The organism is Patescibacteria group bacterium (assembly GCA_040390045.1).
GTDB lineage: Bacteria > Patescibacteriota > Minisyncoccia > Phycocordibacterales > SIBU01 > SIBU01.
The window spans coordinates 50,918-71,614 of sequence record JAZJZC010000004.1; the positions used below are offsets into that span (position 1 = coordinate 50,918).

Here is a 20,697-nt window from a genome sequence, read left to right on the forward strand (position 1 = left end):
TTTAAAATGTACAAACGTTGAAAAGTTTATCCCTAGAATAATTTATTCGACTACGGTATCATGTAGCGATGATTAAGAACGCTTTTTTCTCGCTCGTCGATCTTTTTTATAGTATTTGGCTTTTCGCTCTTGGCGTAATCGCTCTTCTCGTGACTCTTTTTGTGGGTTTCAGGATGTTTTCGCAGGTTGACCTGCGACCTTTTTACCCGGTTTTACATGCGGCCTACGTGTACGCTCCGCTTTGGTCGCCGATTTTGTTTGGTGTGCTTTTTTTTAAGTACTGGATGCGCTATATTCGCGCCGATTTTGTAAAAGCTTCCGGCTCGATACTTTTGGAAATTAAAATTCCAAAGGAAACTTTGAAATCGCCGCTCGCAATGGAGATTTTTTTCACTTCGCTGTACCAAACGGGCTCTGCCACTTTTTCCGAGTTGTACTGGAAGGGGAAAGTTCGCCCCTGGTTTTCGCTTGAGCTTGCGTCAATCGAGGGTCAGGTAAAATTTTTCATTTGGTCACACAAAAAATTTCGTAATTTGATCGAGGCACAACTGTACGCGCAATATCCGGCCATCGAAATTCACGAAGCTGAGGACTACATGGCCTGGGCGTATCCTGATCATATCAATTTGCCGATGTGGGCAACCTATTTTAAATTTACCAAGGAAAGTATTTATCCAATCAAGACTTACGTTGACTACGGGCTCGATAAAGATCCAAAAGAAGAATTCAAAATTGACCCCATGACCTCGGTTTTGGAATATCTCGGGTCACTGCGAAAGGGCGAGCAGACATGGATCCAAATTATTATTCAGGCACATCGAAAACAAAATCTCAGAAATGACGCTCTTCTGTTTACGAAGCCCGATTGGAAACATCATGTCAAGCACGAAATTGAAAAAATCAGAAAAGAATCAATAACAAAAACCAAGGGCAGTGAATTTCCCGGAATGCCTAACCCAACGAAAGGTCAGCAGAATACAATCGCTGCGCTTGAGCGAAGCGTTTCGAAGTACGCGTTTGAGGCTTGCATCAGAGGAATTTATATTTCTAAAAAAGAATCGTTTAATCCGATCAACATTACGGGACTCATCGGTAGTTTCCGGCAGTACAGTTCAAATGATGATGTCAACGGTTTTAAATTAGGTTGGTTTACCGACTTTGATTTTCCCTGGCAAGATTTTCGCCGCATTCGCCGAACGCGCGCTGAACATGAAATGTTAGAAGCCATTAAATTGCGATCATTTTTCCAGCCGCCGTTTAAACATTTCGAACAGTCGCCGATTATTCTCAACACCGAGGAGCTGGCAACGATTTTTCATTTTCCTGGAAGCGTCGCTGGCACTCCGGGTTTTGTGCGCCTAGCTTCCAAACGTGTCGAACCGCCTGGCAACTTGCCGATTTAATCAGTTTCAATTTTCATGGAACTCGACTTTCAAAATATTCGCCAACTTCTTGAGACGAGGCTTGAGCAGAGACGTCAAAATCGCAACGTTTGGTTTTTGGCAATTTTGGCCGTGCTGCTTTTTGTGACTTCTGTTTATTTTTTGTATATACAATCACCGACAAATTTCGTGACACCTGCAATCGTGAATGTGAAGGAAAATGCTAGCCTCAATGAAATTGCCCAGTCTCTCTATAGTCAGAAGGTTGTGAAGTCTGCATTTGCCTTTCGCACAGGAGTAATTGCAAAGGCGGGGGAGAAAGGGGTTCACTCGGGAGATTATCTATTTAAGAATCCAGCAAATTTGTTTACGGTCATTTCGCGATTAACGAAAGGTGATTATCAATTGACACCAGTAAAAGTTTTATTTCCCGAAGGTGTCACCGTTTCGCAGATGTCCGTGATTTTGTCTGACAAGCTTATTGATTTTGATTCCGAAGCATTTATTAGGCTCGGCAAACCATTGGAAGGCTATCTTTTTCCTGACACCTATTTATTTTTACCGAATGCCAAGCCATTGGACGTTATCGACGTGCTTAAAGAAAATTTTGATAGCAAAATTAAAACCGTAGATGACTTGATTAAGAAATTTAAGAAGCCAGTTAAAGATGTGGTGATCATGGCCTCGATTTTAGAAGCCGAAGCCCGTACTAAAGAAACGCGGCAAATTATTTCTGGCATTCTGTGGAAAAGATTGAGTCTTGGTATGCTGCTCCAGGTTGACGCACCATTCCAATACATCATTGGTAAAAATACATTTCAATTGACGACTGCTGATTTAAAATTCGATTCTCCATACAATACCTACAAATACAAAGGTTTGCCCCCAGGTCCGATTGGAAATCCCGGACTCGAGGCTATTATCGATGCTGTGACGCCGCAAAAAACTTCTTACTTTTATTACTTGTCTGATGTGCGCGGCAACATGCATTACGCAAAAACCTACGAGGAGCATTTGCTCAATAAAGAACGTTTTTTAAATTAGCGTTCTTTAGAATTAAGAATTAGGAATTATGAATGAGGAAAATTTGTACGATATATCGTACAAATTTTAATTTTAAAAGGAAAAGAAAAAACCGAGCGGAAAGGCTCGGTTGGTGATAAATGGTGGCGACTACTATACGACATACCAATCACTTTTTATGCGCATCTCACAGTGTGGGCAATACCAAACCCTACACTGTACTGTTAAGCCGAAGTTTTCAGTCTTTGTTGTCTTGTCAATTCGTGACGGATATGCCCCATCCGGAACAATGTGTTTGCAGACCATTTGCAAATCACCGAGCGTCCTTGGTTTTTTGTTTTTCACAAACTCATCATTCACATTTGAGCGTTTCTAAAAAAGATGCTACATTCGGTGTCATGACAAGTCAAGTTCTAAATTCTAAACCCTATACCCTAAACCCTAAAACCTTCGGACGGGTTTTCGTCGGGCTTTCCGGCGGAGTGGATTCGTCCGTTTCTGCGGCACTGCTAAAAAAAGATGGGTTTGATGTGACCGGAGTTTTTATCCGTGTTTGGCAACCGGATTGGATTCTATGCACCTGGAAAGAAGACCGACTCGATGCTATGCGTGTCTGTGCCAAGCTCGGCATTCCATTTGTTGAATTAAATTTGGAGAAGGAATACAAAAAAGAAGTGGTTGACTACATGATTGCGGAATATAAAAAAGGCAACACACCGAATCCGGATGTGATGTGCAATCGCTATGTAAAGTTTGGGGGGTTTTATGAATTCGCGCGAAGTTCTGGCGCAGACTACGTCGCAACAGGCCACTATGCGCGGGTCATGGAACATGGAACATGGAACACAGAACATAAGACAGGGGATAGAAGACAGAAGAAAAAGACCGGCTCTTATGCTCCAGGCTCCATGCTTCATGTTGCGTGTGATGCCAACAAAGACCAGTCCTACTTCCTCTGGCAAATTCGCAAGGAGCAGTTGTCGCACATTTTATTTCCAGTCGGTGGATTGGAAAAACCAGAGGTTCGTCGATTAGCGAAAAAATTCGGTTTAATTACTGCTGACAAAAAAGACAGCCAAGGACTTTGCTTCCTGGGCAAGATCGATATGAAAGATTTTTTGAAAAGATATATTTCAGAAAAAAAAGGAAAAGTCTTAAATGAAAGCGGAGAAATTATCGGGACACACTCTGGTGCAGTTTTTCTCACACTTGGAGAACGACACGGGTTCACGGTGAATGTGGAATCCGCCGCGGCGGACGGAACGAACGCTGAAAACAAGCTTCCATATTATGTGGTGAGTAAGGACATTAAAAAGAATACGATTATTGTTTCGAACAATCCTAAAAGTGAAATGACTATTGGTTCAAAAAAAGTATTTGAAATTCGAGATACAAATTGGTTGGGAGAAGCGCCAACGATCGGTAAAAAATATTTAGCACGAATCCGCTATCGTCAACCATTGCAGGAGGTTAGATTCAAGATTCATGATTCAAGATTCATGATTCACTTTGCGTCTTCGCAAAGTGGCGGGGCTCCCGGCCAGTCTATAGTTATATATGACGGCGAAATTTGCCTCGGTGGGGGAGTTATTTGCTAAATTAGGTGTATTCCAGGTTTTCCACTGCTGGACTTGCAAAAGTTCTCACAATAAGAGAGTATTAAATTTCATGCGGGCATGCATGACCAACGAGTGTTGGGGCGCCGCTCAGGCCCATCCCTTATGTCTTTCTGGGTGTTTCCCTGAGCGGCGCTATGCCTTTAAGTTTTTTGATTTCGCGGGGTAGGTGATTCCCCCGCATGGAGTGGGTGATGGTTGCCTGGGCAACCGGCGTCGTGCGAGGCGAGCCTCCAAACTGCGGTGGTAAAAATAACCTCGCACGACGCCCAATCACAAATTTTTTCGAGGAAAACAATTGCGCCCACCTCGTTTTGGGTGAGGACTCATGTGAGTCGCACCCAGCACCGTGCAGGTCACACCTGGCCTACGCATGTGGGTTCAAACCTGCACGGTGCTAATCACTTTGTTCTTTGTACATCTTTCGCCGAAGGTTACTCTTTATTTCCTTTGCGCGAACGCCGTGCGGGAGAGCTCTCCCAATTCTCCTCGTTTGGGAGCAAGCCCTGCACGGCGACCAACTCTTTCTTTTGTTTTTTACGTTCGACCGCATGCACCAGCTCGCGGTTTTCTTTTGCTTCGCGTTTTATGTTACGTGCTACATGTTCCCCGCCCGCCCGAACGGATTCAGGTGCGTTCGGGCGGGCATGTTCCGTGGTCTGTGGTCCGTGTGATATAATCTTTGCCATGAGTCCCGAACAAATTTTCATCGTAAAAACCAACGGTAGTAAGGAACCTTTTCAAAATTCCAAACTCGAAGCTTCGCTTCGAAAGGCTGGCGCGTCAACTGAGGTTACCGATAAAATTGTTCATCACATTTCCAAAGAAATTGAAGATGGCATGAGCACCTCGGCTATTTATCAGCATGCTTTTGAATTACTCCACAAATTAGAGCGTCCCGTCGTTGCGCGTTACTCATTAAAGAGAGCAATTGCCGAACTCGGCCCATCTGGTTTTCCATTTGAAAAATTTATTTCTGAAGTCTACAAGGCGCAGGGCTTCGAAACGCTCACCGATCAAATGGTGGATGGACATTGTGTCAGTCATGAGGTTGATGTGGTAGCGTGGAATGAAAATAAATTAATTATGGCCGAAGCCAAATTTCATAATGAAATTGGGTTGAAATCGGATCTAAAAGTGGCGCTGTATGTTAAGGCTCGATATGAGGATTTGAAGGGTATGGAGTTTTTGTATGGCAAAAAACGTCAACTCGACGAAGGCATTTTGATAACCAATACTAATTTTACCGAAAAGGCGATTCAATATTGTGAGTGTGCTGGAGTTAAGTTGATCGGTTGGAATTATCCTACCGCTGGAAATCTACACGATATGATTGAGGATCACGGCTTGCATCCGATCACTTGTTTGACGACGCTTTCAAGCGGACAGAAAAAAAGTTTGATGGAGAAGGGGATTGTCCTGTGCAGAAATGTTCGAGATGGACGAGAAGCGCTTTTGTCTGCTGGCTTGAGTGAGGCTTCGATTAAGGAAGCCCAAGATGAGAGTAATTTCCTGTGTCCCGTGACTATGTAATGAAATATGATGAAAGATTTTTTAAAAAAAAATGAAAAGGCGGTTTCAGTGGCAATCATTAGTTTTGCGGTTGGGTTCGGTTTTTCTCTTGTTTTGATGAAGGTGTATGCACACAGTGAAATTATCGGCAATTTTTGCGCGAGAACGGCAGAGCAGGCGCAGGCGTATTTTAACTCTCTTTAGTAAATTACAATGTCACCGAACCCCTATGAATATCAACCTTCTGTTGAAAGATCGGATCAATTCTTCAATTTTTATAAATCACTGGTCGAGGCAACCTCTTCCAACAATGGACTTAGTAATGAGGAGCTAGCCGTGCGGTTAGAAAAATTACGAAGTGAAAAATCCCTAATCGTCGATGCGCTGCCAGGCCTAAATGCACCTCGGGCAATGTCTATTATAGATCGATTTCTAAGCGCAGAAGAGAATGCTTCAGATGAACAGGATATGAGCGGTTTTGTAACTCTTGGTTTGGAGCTATTTGAGCAGCTTCGACCGCAGATTGAGATGGCATTGAAACGACATGATATTGACGAACTGAGAGTTTTAATTTCTTACTCTCATGTAGCTGAACATGGTCATGATAATCAGCCATATATGGCAATTGCTGGATTGATGGATCATATGGAAAGTATAGAAAAAAAAGTAATGGGCCCAGAGAATTTTGATCGATATCAGTATTTTGTGCAATTAATATTGGAAAGGGGGGATGTAAGCCAGCGTTCTGTGGCACGAGATCTTTTGATAAAATCTGCAGAGGCAAATATAGATAATCAAAAATTTTCTGGTTTGGTTTCTAGATTCTACGCTGGTTTTAATAACGAGGAAATCGGAATGGAAATTATTCAAAAATTTTTGGTGCGTCATAAATTACCATTTACTGAGGTGTATTCTGCGTGGGGTGAAAGTGGTAATTACAAGAAAAGAAAACATGCCACGGAGGAAGATGGTGGAATGCTTTTTAGCACAGTTATTTATCGCAATCTGGATGTGATTCGTGAAGTTGAAGCCAAGAATCCAGGAACCTGTAGGTTTTTATATGACGAGTTTAACATTGCTGATTTTGGGCGTTATCCTGCGGAATTACTTTTGGATCAACGCAGAGAATTTGATAGTCAAAAAAATCCGTATGGTGTTATTATTTATCCTCGCAATGATCATAATGGCGCTTTTTATCAGGACGCTCTTACGATTAAGGCGTTTTACGCGGATCTAAAGGGTGAGTTTAGTCTCCGCGTTGCTGAATGTGAAGGAAAGATTGATGTCGTGCGAGCGTTGCAAAAATTCGATGGGCTGTATAATCCAACAGACGGAAGTGGCCATAAAATTTCTTTGCTGATTCTTGGAGGTCATGGTACAGAAAATTCTATTCAGTTTGGCGGAGGAGGAAAGAAGCATACTTTGTATACAGAAGATTTGTCGAGAAAAGTATCAACGAAAGCTGGCGGGTATCTTGATGAGAATCCCACAATAATTCTAGATTCATGTTCGACAGGTGCGGATAAGGGAATTGGGCAAGAATTATCAAGAAAATTTGGAGCGAAGGTGGTGGCTCCGAAAACACCTACGGGTTTGCGGAGCCTTCACGCTAGTCAGAGTAGCGGGGGTAGTTTTAGATTTAATGCACAGTATAGTACAAAAACAAAAAGCGTTTTCAAGCATGGAGAACCAGTTTTAACTCATGGGGAAAATCAAATTACAACGCAATGAAAAATATATCTTTCAAAGAAAAAGTTTTTTTAATAGTTCGAAAAATTCCCAAAGGAAAAGTTTTGACCTACAAGGAGGTTGCTCGTCGCGCGGGTAATACAAATGCATCCCGTGCCGTGGGCGCCGTGTTGCGAACAAATTTAGACTTAGCCATTCCATGTCACCGTGTCATCCGAAGTGACGGTAGTTTCGCAGGATACAATCGCGGTGGTACAAAAAGAAAAATCGAAATTCTCAGGAAGGAAGGATATACTTTCAGTCTATGATTGTTGCTCAGAAATTAGTGAAAAAATTTGTAGAAGCTCGGGGTTGGGAAAACCAACTACCAGCAGATGTGGCGAAGTCGATCTCAATTGAAGCGGCGGAACTTCTTGAACTTTTTCAGTGGTCAAGTCCTAGAGCGGCTGATGTTAAAAACGACAAGCAGAAATTTTTTGATTTGAAATGTGAACTGGCCGACGTTTTAATTTACTGCATGCATATGGCCACAATTTTAGGATTGGATCCTGAGAAAATCGTGAGAGACAAATTGGTTATCGCTGGTAAAAAATATCCTGTGCGATTGGTGCGCAAGTACGGTGAAAATGATACGTCTGCCACGGAAAAATATTTAAAAATTAGAAACGCGTATCGTAAAAACCGAAAAAAATAATCACATGGCAAAATACTGGACAGCAAAAAATTACGAGGACGTCGAAAAAGCGGAAGTTTTTTCAGAGCTTTTTGTTGTGGCTAGTGAAATCCTGAACTCAATTCCCGAACCAGTGGCTTTAGTCTCAGGACCGATTTCAACGGGGGGACTTGGATCAATTGAAAAAAATTTAGAGGTGATGGCACGAAATATTGCCGCTTTAGAGAAAAAGGGTGTGCACATTTTTAATCAATTGCCGTTTGAAAATAAATTTAAGGAATTTTCTAAAAATTCGAAGGAATACTACACACCGATACTTGATCATTTTTACCTTCCGCTTTTTCAAACTGGAAAAATTACCAAAATTTTCTTTGTGCCTGGTTGGGAAACTTCTACTGGAGCCAAGTGGGAATACGAGCAGGCTGAAAAGCTTGGAATCGAAAAAATCTTACTCTAAAAGTCTAAGGTTGATTTGCGTTGAATCCCGCTAGAAAAGGTGCTAGTCTCAAATTGTTGTCTTGCGGGCAAGGCCGGGTTGCTAGGGATTCACCTCGGTGAATTCCGCCCATAACCTCCAAGAGACACACGAAGGGATCGTTGACATGAGAACATCTGCAATCACACACGGTGTCAGAATAGCCCGGCTGTTAGAGTCGGGTCAGTTGCGTACTCAGGACTTGGCGAAGTTTGCCGAGAAAGCCGAAGCCGCCTTTTACCCAGACGATGAAGTTGGCCGGACCGTTTCCATAGCGTTTACCATTGCCCTCGCGGCCGTTGATGACCGTGGTCCCAAGCTGGGACAGTTGGAGGCTTCCGTGTCCAAAGAGGTCTGGAACAATGAGGCAAAATGTGGCAGTTTAATCACTAAATTGGAGGATGCAGTGAAAGCCCGAAATGTTTTGGGTCAGGAACAGTTGGCCCGCGTTTGTGGATTGAAGGCTGAACTTGGTATTGAATTCTCGGTGCATCCGCGGATCGAGTTCCCTGACGCCCTTGCTCTCGCATCGGCTCTTGTTGCACGAGCGCCACACGCGAAAAACGATTACGTTCATATGATGGAGGCACAAGGAGCTCTTGCACGGGCTTACCGGGAACTTCCTGGAAGTCTCCTGACGATGGAAGCCTGGCTTTTGAATATTGAGGCGAGGCTTCGACGTGGCAAAGATGAGTGGGATTTTGCCGGTCTTGGTGCTGATTCAATGCCTAAATACTGTCCCTTACGGCCATGGGCATTCAATTCGCTTTTTCGAGTGACTCAATTACCAGCAGATTTTTCCGCCGCGCGATCTGCCGCGGAATTATTTCTGGACTTGGACCACGAGAAGGAAGCAAACCGCCCGCTTATAAACGCGGGATTGCACGCGCTCATTGCCCTTGCAGAGATTGCGGATTACAGTGGTCAGAAAGATTTGCAACCGGAAATTAAAGCCATCAACCAGGAGGTCCTGGGCTGGGTTGATGCCGCGCCGGAACAACTCTGCCTTGCTGACAGGATTGAAGTTTTGGTGAGGCTTTTTGGTGCGACCCGCGATCCGAAGTATGCTGTCCGATGCAGTAATTTGATGGCTTCGACAACTACCGGAGTTCCAAATGTGATCGAGAGCTACATCCGTCTTTTTGGTTTCGGTTATACCGATCTAAAAGCGGATTACTTGCTCAGGCAGGTAAAGGTATATGGAGATGAGGGGATAGTTGGGCGTCGGCGAAAAGCTAGTCTACTCCTACTGGCCATCGAAAATTCGGTCGTGAATAAAGTGGATGCTCCGAAAGTTTGGCGTGAGGCCTACGCCTTCGCCGAGCAGGAATTGGGTGACGCAGAAAAGTTCGAACTTTTCTGCCGCCTCGCCCGCGTGGCGAAGACGATGGCAGAGGTGCCAGTGTTTCCGCCGAAGTCGTAAGGAGTTCTTTTATTTTTTCCAGCCGAGTTGCCCAGCGCATCTCGGTTTTTTCTTTTGCCCGCTACCCGTCAACCTGCCACGTCGACGTGGCAGGTTGACGGGTGTCGAAATGCCATTCGCACATTCGTACGAATGGGCGAATAACAATCATTATTTGACGCTTTTTTAAAATGCTGTATGTTGAAACTCGGTCTGTTCTTTGCAAGCAATTGTCGAGACAACCAACTCACGGCGAAGCTGGCCTTGTGTCAGACGTAGCCAAAGCGAAACGCAGAATTGAAAGGATCAACCTATGCTACATGCAAAGGGTAGTCTTAGCAGTGTGGAAGATGGTCACGGCATGCACAGATGGAATCCCTATCATGTGGGACACAACCTGACATCGCCGGTCCTAGATGCACTTGGAAGGAACAAAGTCGAAGCCGGTCATTTAGGTTTACTTCTGAAAGATAGGGATCGACTTGAACGTGTCGCGCGGATGATTCGTTGTGGTGGATGGTCTCTTACAGAAATGGAGGCTAGAGCATTCGATGTCCTCGGTGAATCGAGGATGCATATTGCAGATCAAGTCACAGGTTTGTGGGAGAGGCGGAAGGCTACTCTGCAAATGAAGAGTTTTGCTCTTCCGTGCGACATGATTATGGCTGCGCCGGAACGGCTCGTGTTTATCCTGGGACTTCCTCTGATGGAAATGTACGAAAAAATCTGCCAGCATCCTCTTATTTCCCATCGACTGATGACGGAGAAAGTGCTGCCACAAATTAAAAAATGGGAAAAGGAATATGAGCCAGCACAAGCTGGCTACCACCTCATTCGTCCACTTCAATACCAGGACAAGATTCGCTGGAATGAAGAGTCGCATGGGCGAAATATTACCCGGGAAGAAACCCTGGAGGTAATAGACTCGATCGAACCGGCCTTCCAGTATGCTTCACCCGCACTTGTTCTGGAGGCCATGATCTCGCATCTATACATCGTCGGCTACAGCGAAAAAGTTGACGAGGACACCAACGTGATCAGTCAGTTCAGTCACCGTGTCCCTGTTTCTAGGTCGGTTACTACGGTGGCGGCCGCAAATTTTGTTGGCTGCTTTTTCACCTCAGACGGAGGAGGGGAAACCTTTCCAGCAAGCAATCGAAAGCCGAAAGAGTATTATCTCGCAGTTATGCACTACCCATGGAATGGTTGGTCAGGCAATACGGTTATTTCTCGGAAACTTTGAGTTAATTTTTTTTCGTGCCCCGCGACTGCGTCGCGGGGCTTTTCTTTTTATGAGTTTTGAGAAATTTGCTGAATTCTGTATAATTGCCACCATGATGACTTCCAGCGAAATCCGCCAGAAATTTCTAAAATTTTTTGAGAAACGTGGTCACGCTGTGATTCCGTCGGCATCGCTTGTGCCTGAAAATGATCCTTCTGTGCTTTTTAATACTGCAGGGATGCAACCCTTGGTGCCCTATCTTTTAGGAAAAAAGCATTCTAAAGGTACTCGTTTGGTTAATGTTCAAAAATGTGTTCGCACTCAAGATATCGATGAAGTTGGAGACAACACGCACGATACTTTTTTTGAAATGCTTGGTAATTGGTCACTCGGGGACTATTTTAAAGAAGATGCTATTAAATGGAGTTATGAACTTTTAACCTCTAAAGAGGAAGGATTTGGGTTGGATCCAAAGAGGTTGTATGTAACGGTTTTTGGAGGAAATGATGACGCGCCGAAAGACATGGAGAGTTTTGAAATTTGGAAAAAGTATATTCCTGAGAATCGAATATATTTTTTAACGTGGAACGGAAAGAAAGAGCCAAATTGGTGGGACGCAGGAGCGGATGGTCCCTGTGGCCCAGATACAGAAATGTTTTATGATATTACTGAAGAGGGAATTGGCGATATGACCAAGGAGGAATATTTGCGCGCTGATAGTGAGCAAAAAGTGGTGGAAATCTGGAACGATGTGTTCATGGAATTTGTTAAAAAGGATGGAAAAGTAACTGGAAAACTTTCTGCCAAAAATGTTGATACAGGTTCGGGTCTCGAACGGCTGGTCATGGCCATTCAAAAGAGGGATAACGTTTTTGCCACGGATCTATTTCAGCCGCTCATGGACAAGATCGATGAATTTACCTCTACGAAGGATCAAACCTTAATCAAATCAAAAAGAATTGTAGCAGATCACATCCGAACCTCGGTGTTTATGATTGGAGACGGAGTTGTTCCGTCAAATACCGAGCAGGGGTATATCCTAAGAAGGTTGTTACGCCGAGCAGTTAGACATGCAGACAAACTTTCAATGAAGCACGGTTCACTTTTCTGGATTGCGGAAACGGTTATTGAAAAATACAAGGAGGTGTATCCAGAACTGCTTGAACGAAAAGAGATAATAAAAACTGAAATTGATAAGGAAGAGCAGAAATTTAGAACCACGCTTGATCGAGGTTTGAAAGAATTTGAAAAAGGAACGGATCCTTTTACACTTTTTTCAAGTTATGGATTTCCAATTGAACTGACGATGGAGTTGGCACAGGAAAAAGGTGTTGTGATTGACATAGAAAAATTTAATGAAGAATTTAAAAAACATCAGGAACTTTCACGCTCTGGTGCTGAGCAAAAATTTAAAGGCGGCTTGGCCGACGCGGGGAATCCAACAGTTGTAAAATATCATACAGCGACGCACTTACTTCATCAGGCTTTGCACGACGTGCTCGGAGAAAATGCCAATCAAAAGGGAAGTAACATTACGCCAGAGCGACTACGATTTGATTTTTCACATGATACGAAAATGACTGATGAAGAAAAAAAACGAGTGGAAGATATTGTAAACAAAAAAATTACAGAAGCAATGCCAGTAGGTAATGTTATTTTGCCTCGTACCGAGGCTGAGAAAGTTGGTGCGCGACATTTCTTTGGCGAAAAATACGGAGAGGAAATTTCGATTTATTTTATCGGTAACGATTTACAATCAGCATATTCCAAAGAATTTTGCGGTGGCCCACACGTCAAAAACACCTCAGAAATCGGACATTTTAAAATTGTTAAAGAAGAGGCAGTTTCAGCTGGAGTTCGGAGAATTAAGGCGGTGATTAGTTAGCCAAACTCAGCCTTTACCGGCTCATTTATGTGCAACACCGGGTGTTGCACATTTCTTCACAAATTTATAAATTCCTCACATACATTAATAACACACGGCCGGGTGTTATTAATGTATGTGGCTCAGTTGATAAGTATCACTAAAGAAAAAACCGCAGAAATATTATCTGCGGCTCGATGAAAAATAGCCCATTGGCAAATCGGGTATTTCCAAAAATTTTACATCATCTGGGTCGACCGATTTGTCCCCGATCACCACTGTGTCTCGGTCTACCTTGCCAATACTTCCTGACAAGACATCCCCTCGCGGATTACGCGGGTACAAAACCACTTTATGGCCACGCTGCTCCGCTGTGCGCAGGCCTCTAAGTAAATTTGCTGTATGTAGCGCATCAACTAATAAATTGTCGCTCATAGCATATGTCTTTCGATGGGTGTTTGTACTGCACTACTATTTCAAGAATATCTGTAATCACTGAGTGAAGTCAAGCAATATTCTCTATCTCTAATGCTCCATGCTGTGTGTTCCATGCTTCATGCTCCCCGTGCTATAATTTCCCCATGGGTTTTTTGAACTTTTCAAAAAAAACAACCAAACCGGTTGAAATTATCTTGGACATTGGCAACAACACTGTCGGTGGCGGTATTTTTGAGCGCGGCCAAAATGGTCACGCGACTCTCTTGTATTCTGCTCGCGAATCTATCACTCAGCAAGGCGTGTTAACGGGAGAAAGTTTACTTAACGCTACTACTCGTTCGCTCGACCTTGTGCTCGTGCACCTCGAAAAGTATGGTCTGCGACATTTTTCTTCAGGCACGTCGACAAAATATTCGATACAGAAAATCTCGATAGTCATTTCCTCGCCGTGGCACATTTCCGAATGCAAAACCATTACATTTTCAAGCGCTAAGCCCAGTGTTGTCACTCAAGGCCTTATTGAAAGTTTAATTTTGAAAGAGGAAAAAGATTTTGAGGACGCACATCAGGTGACCAAGCATCACGAAGCGGGTATTGAAATTTTGGAAAAGAAAATTATTAAAATTCAGTTAAATGGGTACGCCACTTCGAATCCCTATGGTAAGAACGCCAGCTCGCTTGAGCTTCTTATTTGTCTAAGTTTTTCATCAAAACATGTTATTAAAAAAATTGAGCAAACAGTTCTGAAGCATTTTTCGCACCAAAAATTTGAGTGGCATTCCTTTTCGCTGATCGCCTACGCAGCAATTAGAGATTTTTTTCCAGCCATTGAGAATTTTCTGTTGGTATCAGTTGGTGGAGAAATTACCGATATTACGGTTATTAAAGCCGGTGTGATTGCAGAGCAATTGAGCTTTCCGCTTGGACACAACGGCTTGCTTAAAACCCTTGGTAGAATTTGCGAGGGACATCCAAAATGTAGTTTGGAGGGGTTGTATACGTTACATCGAGACAGAAAAATTAGTACTCCCGATGGAAAAAAAGTTGAAAAAGCAATCGAAGAGATGAAAAGTTCTTGGTTGGAATCCTTCATCACATCAATCTCTAGTTTTTCTTCTGAAGCTTTTTTGCCCAACATTGTTTTCTTATTTGAAGACAGCCCTTTTATTTCTGTCTTTGAGAATTTTTTGAAATCTGCCGATTCGAGCAAATTGACGCTTACTTCTCTGCCATTTGATGTTAAAACCATGGGCGAGTTTGGAAATGCATTTAAAGGTGCCTTGCAGCCTATTTCTGGTGATATTTCTTTATCCATGGAAGCTGATTTTTTAATGAGGTCAAAATAACTGGGGAAAACTCTTTTAAGCTGCGCAGTTGTGGTAGAATTAGGAAAAGTTTTAAGTTTATTTAAACGTACTCATGCCAAAAAATATTGTACAAGATGTAGTTCCAGCAGGAAGGCGACGAAGCATTCGCGATATTCCAATCGACGAACGTCCCAATCACTATTCCAACCTTGAGGAAGTGCCGAGACACTCGCATCGTGAGACACCGCCGGAGGAAGATGATTCATATGAAGAAGAGGAAGCTCCTAAAAAAGGTTCAATTTCAAAATGGATTTTGTGGGCCATCGGTATTATTTCAGTGGCCATTTTGATTGTGGTTATCAGTAACACTTTTTATAGTGCAACCGTTACGCTTACTCCCAAATCGAAAGCAGAGTCTATTAATTTAAATTTGACCGCAAGTAGCAAGCCAATCGTGGGCGATTTGGGCTACACGGTATTTTCTTTGGTTCGCGAAAAAGAACTTTCGGTGCCAGCAGACGCAGAACAATTTGTTGAAACCCGCGCCACCGGAAAAATAATTATTTACAACTCCTTTAGCACCGCTTCTCAGAGGCTGGTTAAAAATACTCGTTTTGAAACACCAAAAGGTTTGATATATAAAATTCAAGATTCGATCACCATACCCGGCAAAACCGTGATTGATGGCAAAACCGTTCCCGGCAGTATTGAAGCTGTGGTTACAGCTGAATCTGCTGGCGAAGAATACAATATTGGTTTGAGCGATTTTACAGTGCCCGGATTTAAAACCAATTATGAACGCTATTTAAATTTTTACGCCAAATCAAAAACTCCGATGACCGGTGGCCAGGCAGGAAATGAAAAGACAATCTCAGAGGCCAAGGATCTTGAAACAAGAACTACACTCGATAAACAATTGCTCGATGGAGTACTTGCAGAAGCAAAGGATTATGCAGTGGGAGATTTAATTTTTTATCCGCAAGCCTATCGAATAGAATTTGAACCTGTGGCTTCTGCCAATGATGCAAATCAAAACAACGTGACGATTAAAGAAAGAGCAAAATTTACCGCGTACATTTTTAGTAAGCCCGATATTTCGAAGGCTGTAGCAAAAAAGACCGTTGATAACTTTGATGGCTCTGTGGTAGATGCAATTGGAGTGGAGAGCTTGAGTTTCCAACTTGATAACGATGCTTCCAGCGCGGACTCCCTAGTATTTAAGCTTAAAGGTGATACCCAAATTGTTTGGCAGATTGACGCAAGTAAAATTTCTTCACAATTGATAGATAAAGATAAGTCTGAACTCGCTCAAGTCATAAGCACCAACTCAGCTATTGCCAAGGCGAACGCCGTGATCCGCCCTTTTTGGAAAAGTACGTTTCCTCCTGGACCCAATAAAATTAAGGTGGATATTGTGAAGCCCGCGAAGTAAGAATTTACGAGCGTTGCATTTTTAAAAAAATAATATATAGTATTTGTGTCGTTAAGTTTCTCAAGTTGATTCTGAAGTTTTAACTTTAAGGCACATGTTGAGAACGGGGGTCGGACGATAGATAGAACCTAGTGTTCTAGATTATTAAAAGGAAAATTTCTCAACATGGCAAAAAAGTTATACGTAGGAAATTTGTCGTATGGTGCAACAGCAGATAGTTTGAAGGCCGCCTTTTCAAAGGTTGGAACTGTGGTTTCAGCAAACGTTATCATCGACAAAATGACAGGACGCTCACGAGGTTTTGGTTTCGTTGAAATGGAAGATGCAGATGCTGAAAAAGCAGTTGCAACTATGCACGGAACTGAGCTCGATGGTCGCACATTGACTGTCAACGAAGCTCGCCCTATGTCAGATAAACCTCCACGACGAAGTGGCGGATTTGATAGAGGAGAGCGAAGTGGTGGTGATGATCGCCGATCAAACTACTAAATAGTAAATTAGATAGTAGTAGGTTAGACATGAAGATGAATGTTTAACAAAAAGAATGCCCCGCGCCTCTGGCGCGGGGCATTCTTTTTAGAATTTGCTATAATAAAACCATGAAGAAAATCATCATAATAATACTTTTTATTCTTGTAGTAGCTGGAGCTGGAATTTTTCTCTGGCAGAGAGGTTCCTTATGGCAGGCAACTAATCCCGAACCAGTCATGTGTACGATGGAAGCCAAACTATGTCCCGATGGTAGCTACGTTGGCCGTTCCGGACCAAAATGTGAGTTTGCAAAATGTCCTGTAACAACATCTGGCAATTTTACAAAGGGTGAATTAACCCTAGGTGTTGGAGAGAGTAAAAAAATTGACGATCTCACTATTAAAATTAATAAAGTTTTGGAAGATAGTCGCTGTCCCAGTGACGTGCAATGTATTCAGGCGGGGACGGTTAGACTCGAGACCCTTCTCACCTTGCCGGATAGCACCGAATCCGCTGTTTTTTCATTGAATGCTAAGCAGCAGTTGTATGGTAGTTATTTAATTTCCTTGATCGCAGTGTTGCCCGGGAAAATTAGCACCAAAACCATTACCAACAAGGATTACGCAGTGACTTTTTTAGTTGAAAAACAAAAACAAAATCCCACATCTCAAACTGGAAAAATTTCTGGAAAAGTAACTCTTTCACCCACATGCCCTGTTGAAAAATTTCCACCAGATCCCGCGTGTGCGCCCAAGCCTTACCAAACAACAATCCAGGCTTTTCTTCCTGACGGCTCTGAGTTAGTAGCGTCTGCCAAATCAAATGCCGATGGTACGTTTACGATGAGTCTACCGGGGGGTGATTACAATCTTGAAACCAAAGGTGGTGAAGTCTATCCACGATGCGCTTCGCAAGGTGTCACCGTGAATGCAGGCAAAGAAGTTTCAGTTTCAATTTCATGCGATACGGGAATACGTTAATTTTGCCTTCAACTAATAATTCTTTTATGAATCGTTATTTGAAAATTTTGATGGTCGGAGTTGTCATTGCTGGCATGGGGTATGTTTTTCGCGCACCGATTGAAAAAACCATTGGCCCGATTGTAACCCCAATATACGAGCGATCAGTGGAAAATTTTAATTTCCTTTTTTCCCAAATTAGAAATTACTTCACGCCTTGTTCCTCTCCAATTGCCTACAAGCTCGATAGCTTCAGTACCAAGTTTGGAATTTCTAAAACCTATTTTTTAAGCGCCATGGCAGATGCTGAGGCCATTTGGGAAAAACCTTTCGGCCGACAATTATTTACCTATGCGCCAGAAGGAGGAGTACTCAAAGTAAATTTAATTTACGATTACCGCCAACAAACCACGGCCAATTTAAGCACACTCGATGTTGTTGTAAAAAACAACAAGGCTTCCTATGACGATTTGGTTGCCAAGTTAGCAACTTTAAAATCTCAGTATCAGACTAAGAAAGATGCATTTGACGCGGCAGTTAGTGCCTATGAAACTAATGCCGATGAATATCACCAGGAAGTTTCAATGTGGAATGCAAAAGGCGGTGCGCCGAAATCTGAATACGATAAGCTTCAGGCAACTCGCGTATCCTTACAAAATCAATCAGCGCAACTTCAGGTGATGCAAAACGCGGTTAATGAATTGGTCAACCAAATTAACTCTTTGGTGCTCACAATCAACAGGCTCGGCGCTAGTCTCAATTTAACCGTTGATCAATACAATACAGTTGGAGCAACGAGAGGCGAAACATTTGAGGAAGGTTTGTATCAAAGCAGTGCGGCCGGATCGGAAATTGATATTTACGAATTTAGTAGCCGAAATAAACTAGTGAGAGTTTTGGCGCACGAGCTTGGACACGCGCTTGGTCTTGATCATGTGAATGATCCCGAAGCCATTATGTATAAATTAAATAATGGTTCGAGTTTGGCTTTAACTAAAGCGGATTTAGCGGCGCTCAATACAAGGTGTAGGGTGAAGTGAAAGGAGGGGAAGGTTTTAGGGGTTAGGGTTTAGTAAACAAAAGTAAAAAGCCCGCAAAATTTTTCCGAAAAATTTTGCGGGCTCACTCGAAAAGGTCAATTGAACACGAACTTATAGATGGGGAAAAGTCTCCAAATGATTTGGACAACCTGCCCCGTTGCCCTGTGCCGGAACATGCAGTGTTTTAGGTCCCTCGTGTCTTTGAGCTCGGTAACTTGCTCGAAGGCGCTGCAATCCTCCGAAAGATCCTCGGTGAGGTGGGCGTAAAGATTTCCGAAGCCTGTTGCGGTAGACGTCGCCCATGCTTCATGCTCCTGAGTGTTCCTTGGAATAAGTTCAATTCGAGAATTATCCCTTTGGATCCAGGCGATCTCGTCGGTTGTCTTAAGCACGGTGTAGCCCAGTTTTTCATAACAGGCGAGATCCGCCTTGAGAGAATCATGTACCCAAAAAGCGCTGTGTTCGTGTTGAATGGTGGTGCTTTTGCCGGCACCCTCGAGTGTGCTTAGTGCAAGAAGGAGGTCTTCCCAAACTGCGGTTTTCATAATTTCGTGTGTGCTGTGTTTGCTCGCAAAACCTTATCACAAAATATATGAAATTCGCAAATGGAAATACTAATTAATTTTTTTCTGAGCGTAAACCGAAATACTCCGTCTCTTAAACGCATGGCCTTGGCGAAGATGGCCGTGGGATTTAGTTACTTTTTCAATAGTGAAAAATTCCGAAAGTGAGGCCTCAATTTCAGCTTCGGTGAAGACGTGTTCGGCTTGGCCAATTTTTGGATGAATGTAGGAGCCTTTTTCCTCAGCGGGATTTTCCTTAAGTAGTCGCTCGGCATTTACATCGTCATCTCGAAGAAAAGTTTTTAAAAATAACCAACCACCAGGTCGGAGCACTCGATCAATTTCAGAAATTAATTTTTTTCGTTGTTCCTGATTCAAAAAATGTGAAGTCATCATGTCGAGAACGAAGGATTGAGATCGGTCGGGGACAGGAAGGACATCACTAATTGAACCAACTTTATATTCCAAATTTAAATCAGTGCTCAATTTTTTTGCCTGCTCAACGGCTTCACGAGAAATGTCCAAACCCAAACCTTTCAAACCATAATTTTGAGCAAGAAAAATTAAATTGCGCCCGTTGCCACATCCTAGGTCAAGAACCGTGGAGGTTTGATTCAAAAATTCTCTACCGTGCTCGCGCTCTAGCCAGCGGGCGAATTTTTGTAGGTCTTCACTTGGATTAGTTGAAATCGCCAGGTGTGTTCCGGTTTTATATTCCTTATTCCAAAAGTCTTGTCCTTTGCCCGCAAATCTCTTTCTTTTCATAGCCGTATACTACAACAAAGATGCACTTCTCGCATCATTTCTCAATTTCGGCTATACTGTCAAAATTATGGCACCAGCGCATCACAACAAAATTTACATTTACGGCAAACACGCCTTAGCCGAAGCCTTGACGAACACTCCAAAGGTTATTGAAGAAATTTTCATGACTTCTACATTTGATGATTCTGCTATTCGAGCGCAGGTCAAAAAGCTTGGTCTCGCCACCTCAGTTTTGTTACCAAATAAATTACCAAAAGAAGTTGATTCACAAGCGGCTCACCAGGGAATTATTGGCGTGCTTTCTTTTGACAGACTGATCCAACCGTTCACACAATTTGCTGAAAATTTAAAAATTACTCCCGACACCTCGCTGATTCTTTTAGGTGAACTTTCCGACCCACAAAATGTCGGCGCGGTGATTCGCAGTGCTGCCGCCTTTGGAATTTCTGCCGTTTTAATTCCTGAACACAATCAAGCTCAGATCACCGGTTCGGTGGTAAAAGTTTCGGCAGGAATGGTTTTCAGAATTCCGTTGGTCTCAGTGAGCAATGTTAATACCAGTTTACGTGAATTGAAGGATAGGGGATTTGCCGTGTACGGTCTTGAAGGTGGAGCAAAATACACTATGCCGAAGGAGGAATTTGAATTACCGACAATTTTTGTACTTGGCAACGAGTCAGAAGGCATTCGCGAAAAAACTCGCGAGCTCTGTGATAAATTAATTTCCATTCCCATTAGTCCAAATTGCGAATCATTGAACGCTGGTGTCTCCGCCGCCGTTGCATTTTACGCATGGAGCGCGAAACATCCGAAGGCTGTAAGATCAAGCAAATAAAAACCACACTTTGCAGTGTGGTGCGAATT

22 protein-coding genes are annotated in these 20,697 nt (G+C 43.0%); 18 read left to right on the top strand and 4 right to left on the bottom strand.

What is annotated here, in order from left to right; translation table 11 throughout:
* Positions 1-68: 68 nt before the first annotated feature.
* The 3 genes from V4467_03915 (at position 69) to mnmA (ending at position 4,003) form a co-directional block, all read left to right on the top strand.
* The gene (locus tag V4467_03915; protein ID MES2088105.1) at positions 69-1,403 is read left to right on the top strand and encodes a hypothetical protein; all 1,335 of its coding nucleotides are present in this window, start codon (positions 69-71) and stop codon (positions 1,401-1,403) included.
* A 15-nt stretch (positions 1,404-1,418) separates the two neighbouring features.
* A complete protein-coding gene (gene mltG, locus V4467_03920) occupies positions 1,419-2,426 on the top strand; it encodes an endolytic transglycosylase MltG (protein MES2088106.1) in 1,008 nt (335 codons plus the stop codon).
* Between the two features lie 377 nt (positions 2,427-2,803).
* Entirely contained in the window at positions 2,804-4,003 is a 1,200-nt protein-coding gene (gene mnmA / locus V4467_03925) for a tRNA 2-thiouridine(34) synthase MnmA (protein ID MES2088107.1), read from the top strand.
* A 452-nt stretch (positions 4,004-4,455) separates the two neighbouring features.
* Here mnmA and V4467_03930 read toward each other — a convergent pair whose 3' ends face one another.
* Positions 4,456-4,710: a hypothetical protein gene (locus tag V4467_03930; GenBank protein ID MES2088108.1), complete on the bottom strand. Its 255-nt coding sequence runs from the start codon at positions 4,708-4,710 to the stop codon at positions 4,456-4,458.
* Here V4467_03930 and V4467_03935 point away from each other — a divergent pair.
* The 9 genes from V4467_03935 to V4467_03975 all read left to right on the top strand — a co-directional run bounded on the left by V4467_03935 (position 4,709) and on the right by V4467_03975 (position 12,879).
* On the top strand, positions 4,709-5,554 hold the full coding sequence (locus V4467_03935; GenBank protein MES2088109.1) for an ATP cone domain-containing protein: 846 nt from the start codon (positions 4,709-4,711) through the stop codon (positions 5,552-5,554). The two genes, V4467_03930 and V4467_03935, sit on opposite strands and share 2 nt — an antisense overlap.
* Positions 5,555-5,563: 9 nt before the next feature.
* Entirely contained in the window at positions 5,564-5,737 is a 174-nt protein-coding gene (locus V4467_03940) for a hypothetical protein (GenBank protein MES2088110.1), read from the top strand.
* 9 nt (positions 5,738-5,746) lie between these two features.
* The gene (locus tag V4467_03945; protein ID MES2088111.1) at positions 5,747-7,264 is read left to right on the top strand and encodes a hypothetical protein; all 1,518 of its coding nucleotides are present in this window, start codon (positions 5,747-5,749) and stop codon (positions 7,262-7,264) included.
* On the top strand, positions 7,261-7,530 hold the full coding sequence (locus V4467_03950) for an MGMT family protein (protein ID MES2088112.1): 270 nt from the start codon (positions 7,261-7,263) through the stop codon (positions 7,528-7,530). Before V4467_03945 ends, V4467_03950 begins: the two co-directional genes overlap by 4 nt.
* The gene (locus tag V4467_03955) at positions 7,527-7,916 is read left to right on the top strand and encodes a nucleotide pyrophosphohydrolase (GenBank protein MES2088113.1); all 390 of its coding nucleotides are present in this window, start codon (positions 7,527-7,529) and stop codon (positions 7,914-7,916) included. The genes V4467_03950 and V4467_03955 overlap by 4 nt, the downstream gene beginning before the upstream one ends.
* Positions 7,917-7,920: 4 nt before the next feature.
* Positions 7,921-8,352 carry a hypothetical protein gene (locus V4467_03960; GenBank protein MES2088114.1) on the top strand — a complete coding sequence of 144 codons (432 nt, stop codon included), beginning with the start codon at positions 7,921-7,923 and terminating at the stop codon, positions 8,350-8,352.
* A 145-nt stretch (positions 8,353-8,497) separates the two neighbouring features.
* A complete protein-coding gene (locus tag V4467_03965; protein ID MES2088115.1) occupies positions 8,498-9,793 on the top strand; it encodes a hypothetical protein in 1,296 nt (431 codons plus the stop codon).
* A 292-nt stretch (positions 9,794-10,085) separates the two neighbouring features.
* Positions 10,086-11,015 carry a hypothetical protein gene (locus V4467_03970; protein ID MES2088116.1) on the top strand — a complete coding sequence of 310 codons (930 nt, stop codon included), beginning with the start codon at positions 10,086-10,088 and terminating at the stop codon, positions 11,013-11,015.
* A 49-nt stretch (positions 11,016-11,064) separates the two neighbouring features.
* Positions 11,065-12,879, top strand: a complete 1,815-nt coding sequence (locus tag V4467_03975; GenBank protein ID MES2088117.1) for an alanine--tRNA ligase — start codon at positions 11,065-11,067, stop codon at positions 12,877-12,879.
* A gap of 162 nt (positions 12,880-13,041) precedes the next feature.
* On the opposite strand, the gene V4467_03980 is transcribed toward V4467_03975, so the two are convergent.
* Positions 13,042-13,293, bottom strand: coding sequence for a hypothetical protein (locus tag V4467_03980; GenBank protein MES2088118.1), 252 nt, complete (start codon positions 13,291-13,293; stop codon positions 13,042-13,044).
* A gap of 146 nt (positions 13,294-13,439) precedes the next feature.
* Between V4467_03980 and V4467_03985 the strand changes: the two genes are divergently transcribed.
* The 5 genes from V4467_03985 (at position 13,440) to V4467_04005 (ending at position 18,505) form a co-directional block, all read left to right on the top strand.
* Complete coding sequence (locus V4467_03985; protein MES2088119.1) at positions 13,440-14,642, top strand: hypothetical protein; 1,203 nt, start codon at positions 13,440-13,442, stop codon at positions 14,640-14,642.
* A gap of 73 nt (positions 14,643-14,715) precedes the next feature.
* Entirely contained in the window at positions 14,716-16,035 is a 1,320-nt protein-coding gene (locus V4467_03990) for a hypothetical protein (GenBank protein ID MES2088120.1), read from the top strand.
* 165 nt (positions 16,036-16,200) lie between these two features.
* A complete protein-coding gene (locus tag V4467_03995; protein MES2088121.1) occupies positions 16,201-16,524 on the top strand; it encodes an RNA-binding protein in 324 nt (107 codons plus the stop codon).
* 110 nt (positions 16,525-16,634) lie between these two features.
* Positions 16,635-17,486 carry a carboxypeptidase-like regulatory domain-containing protein gene (locus V4467_04000; protein MES2088122.1) on the top strand — a complete coding sequence of 284 codons (852 nt, stop codon included), beginning with the start codon at positions 16,635-16,637 and terminating at the stop codon, positions 17,484-17,486.
* A 26-nt stretch (positions 17,487-17,512) separates the two neighbouring features.
* On the top strand, positions 17,513-18,505 hold the full coding sequence (locus tag V4467_04005; GenBank protein ID MES2088123.1) for a matrixin family metalloprotease: 993 nt from the start codon (positions 17,513-17,515) through the stop codon (positions 18,503-18,505).
* A 95-nt stretch (positions 18,506-18,600) separates the two neighbouring features.
* Here the strand turns inward: V4467_04005 and V4467_04010 are convergent, their stop codons facing one another.
* Complete coding sequence (locus V4467_04010; GenBank protein ID MES2088124.1) at positions 18,601-19,050, bottom strand: hypothetical protein; 450 nt, start codon at positions 19,048-19,050, stop codon at positions 18,601-18,603.
* A gap of 69 nt (positions 19,051-19,119) precedes the next feature.
* Positions 19,120-19,833 carry a class I SAM-dependent methyltransferase gene (locus V4467_04015; GenBank protein MES2088125.1) on the bottom strand — a complete coding sequence of 238 codons (714 nt, stop codon included), beginning with the start codon at positions 19,831-19,833 and terminating at the stop codon, positions 19,120-19,122.
* Positions 19,834-19,900: 67 nt separating this feature from the next.
* On the opposite strand from V4467_04015, the gene rlmB reads away from it, so the two are divergent.
* Entirely contained in the window at positions 19,901-20,668 is a 768-nt protein-coding gene (gene rlmB / locus V4467_04020) for a 23S rRNA (guanosine(2251)-2'-O)-methyltransferase RlmB (protein MES2088126.1), read from the top strand.
* The last annotated feature ends 29 nt before the right edge of the window (positions 20,669-20,697 follow it).

Bases quoted from the DNA above. Each gene is read 5' to 3' on its own strand.
- V4467_03985 (MES2088119.1), top strand. From the start codon at position 13,440: ATGGGTTTTTTGAACTTTTCAAAAAAAACAACCAAACCGGTTGAAATT.
- V4467_03990 (MES2088120.1), top strand. From the start codon at position 14,716: ATGCCAAAAAATATTGTACAAGATGTAGTTCCAGCAGGAAGGCGACGA.
- V4467_03935 (MES2088109.1), top strand. From the start codon at position 4,709: ATGAGTCCCGAACAAATTTTCATCGTAAAAACCAACGGTAGTAAGGAA.
- V4467_03960 (MES2088114.1), top strand. From the start codon at position 7,921: ATGGCAAAATACTGGACAGCAAAAAATTACGAGGACGTCGAAAAAGCG.
- V4467_03995 (MES2088121.1), top strand. From the start codon at position 16,201: ATGGCAAAAAAGTTATACGTAGGAAATTTGTCGTATGGTGCAACAGCA.
- V4467_03965 (MES2088115.1), top strand. From the start codon at position 8,498: ATGAGAACATCTGCAATCACACACGGTGTCAGAATAGCCCGGCTGTTA.
- V4467_04015 (MES2088125.1), bottom strand. From the start codon at position 19,833: ATGAAAAGAAAGAGATTTGCGGGCAAAGGACAAGACTTTTGGAATAAG.
- V4467_03940 (MES2088110.1), top strand. From the start codon at position 5,564: ATGAAAGATTTTTTAAAAAAAAATGAAAAGGCGGTTTCAGTGGCAATC.
- V4467_04000 (MES2088122.1), top strand. From the start codon at position 16,635: ATGAAGAAAATCATCATAATAATACTTTTTATTCTTGTAGTAGCTGGA.
- V4467_03970 (MES2088116.1), top strand. From the start codon at position 10,086: ATGCTACATGCAAAGGGTAGTCTTAGCAGTGTGGAAGATGGTCACGGC.
- V4467_03930 (MES2088108.1), bottom strand. From the start codon at position 4,710: ATGGCAAAGATTATATCACACGGACCACAGACCACGGAACATGCCCGC.
- V4467_03955 (MES2088113.1), top strand. From the start codon at position 7,527: ATGATTGTTGCTCAGAAATTAGTGAAAAAATTTGTAGAAGCTCGGGGT.
- V4467_03980 (MES2088118.1), bottom strand. From the start codon at position 13,293: ATGAGCGACAATTTATTAGTTGATGCGCTACATACAGCAAATTTACTT.
- V4467_04010 (MES2088124.1), bottom strand. From the start codon at position 19,050: ATGAAAACCGCAGTTTGGGAAGACCTCCTTCTTGCACTAAGCACACTC.
- V4467_03975 (MES2088117.1), top strand. From the start codon at position 11,065: ATGAGTTTTGAGAAATTTGCTGAATTCTGTATAATTGCCACCATGATG.
- mnmA (MES2088107.1), top strand. From the start codon at position 2,804: ATGACAAGTCAAGTTCTAAATTCTAAACCCTATACCCTAAACCCTAAA.
- mltG (MES2088106.1), top strand. From the start codon at position 1,419: ATGGAACTCGACTTTCAAAATATTCGCCAACTTCTTGAGACGAGGCTT.
- V4467_03915 (MES2088105.1), top strand. From the start codon at position 69: ATGATTAAGAACGCTTTTTTCTCGCTCGTCGATCTTTTTTATAGTATT.
- V4467_04005 (MES2088123.1), top strand. From the start codon at position 17,513: ATGAATCGTTATTTGAAAATTTTGATGGTCGGAGTTGTCATTGCTGGC.
- rlmB (MES2088126.1), top strand. From the start codon at position 19,901: ATGGCACCAGCGCATCACAACAAAATTTACATTTACGGCAAACACGCC.
- V4467_03950 (MES2088112.1), top strand. From the start codon at position 7,261: ATGAAAAATATATCTTTCAAAGAAAAAGTTTTTTTAATAGTTCGAAAA.
- V4467_03945 (MES2088111.1), top strand. From the start codon at position 5,747: ATGTCACCGAACCCCTATGAATATCAACCTTCTGTTGAAAGATCGGAT.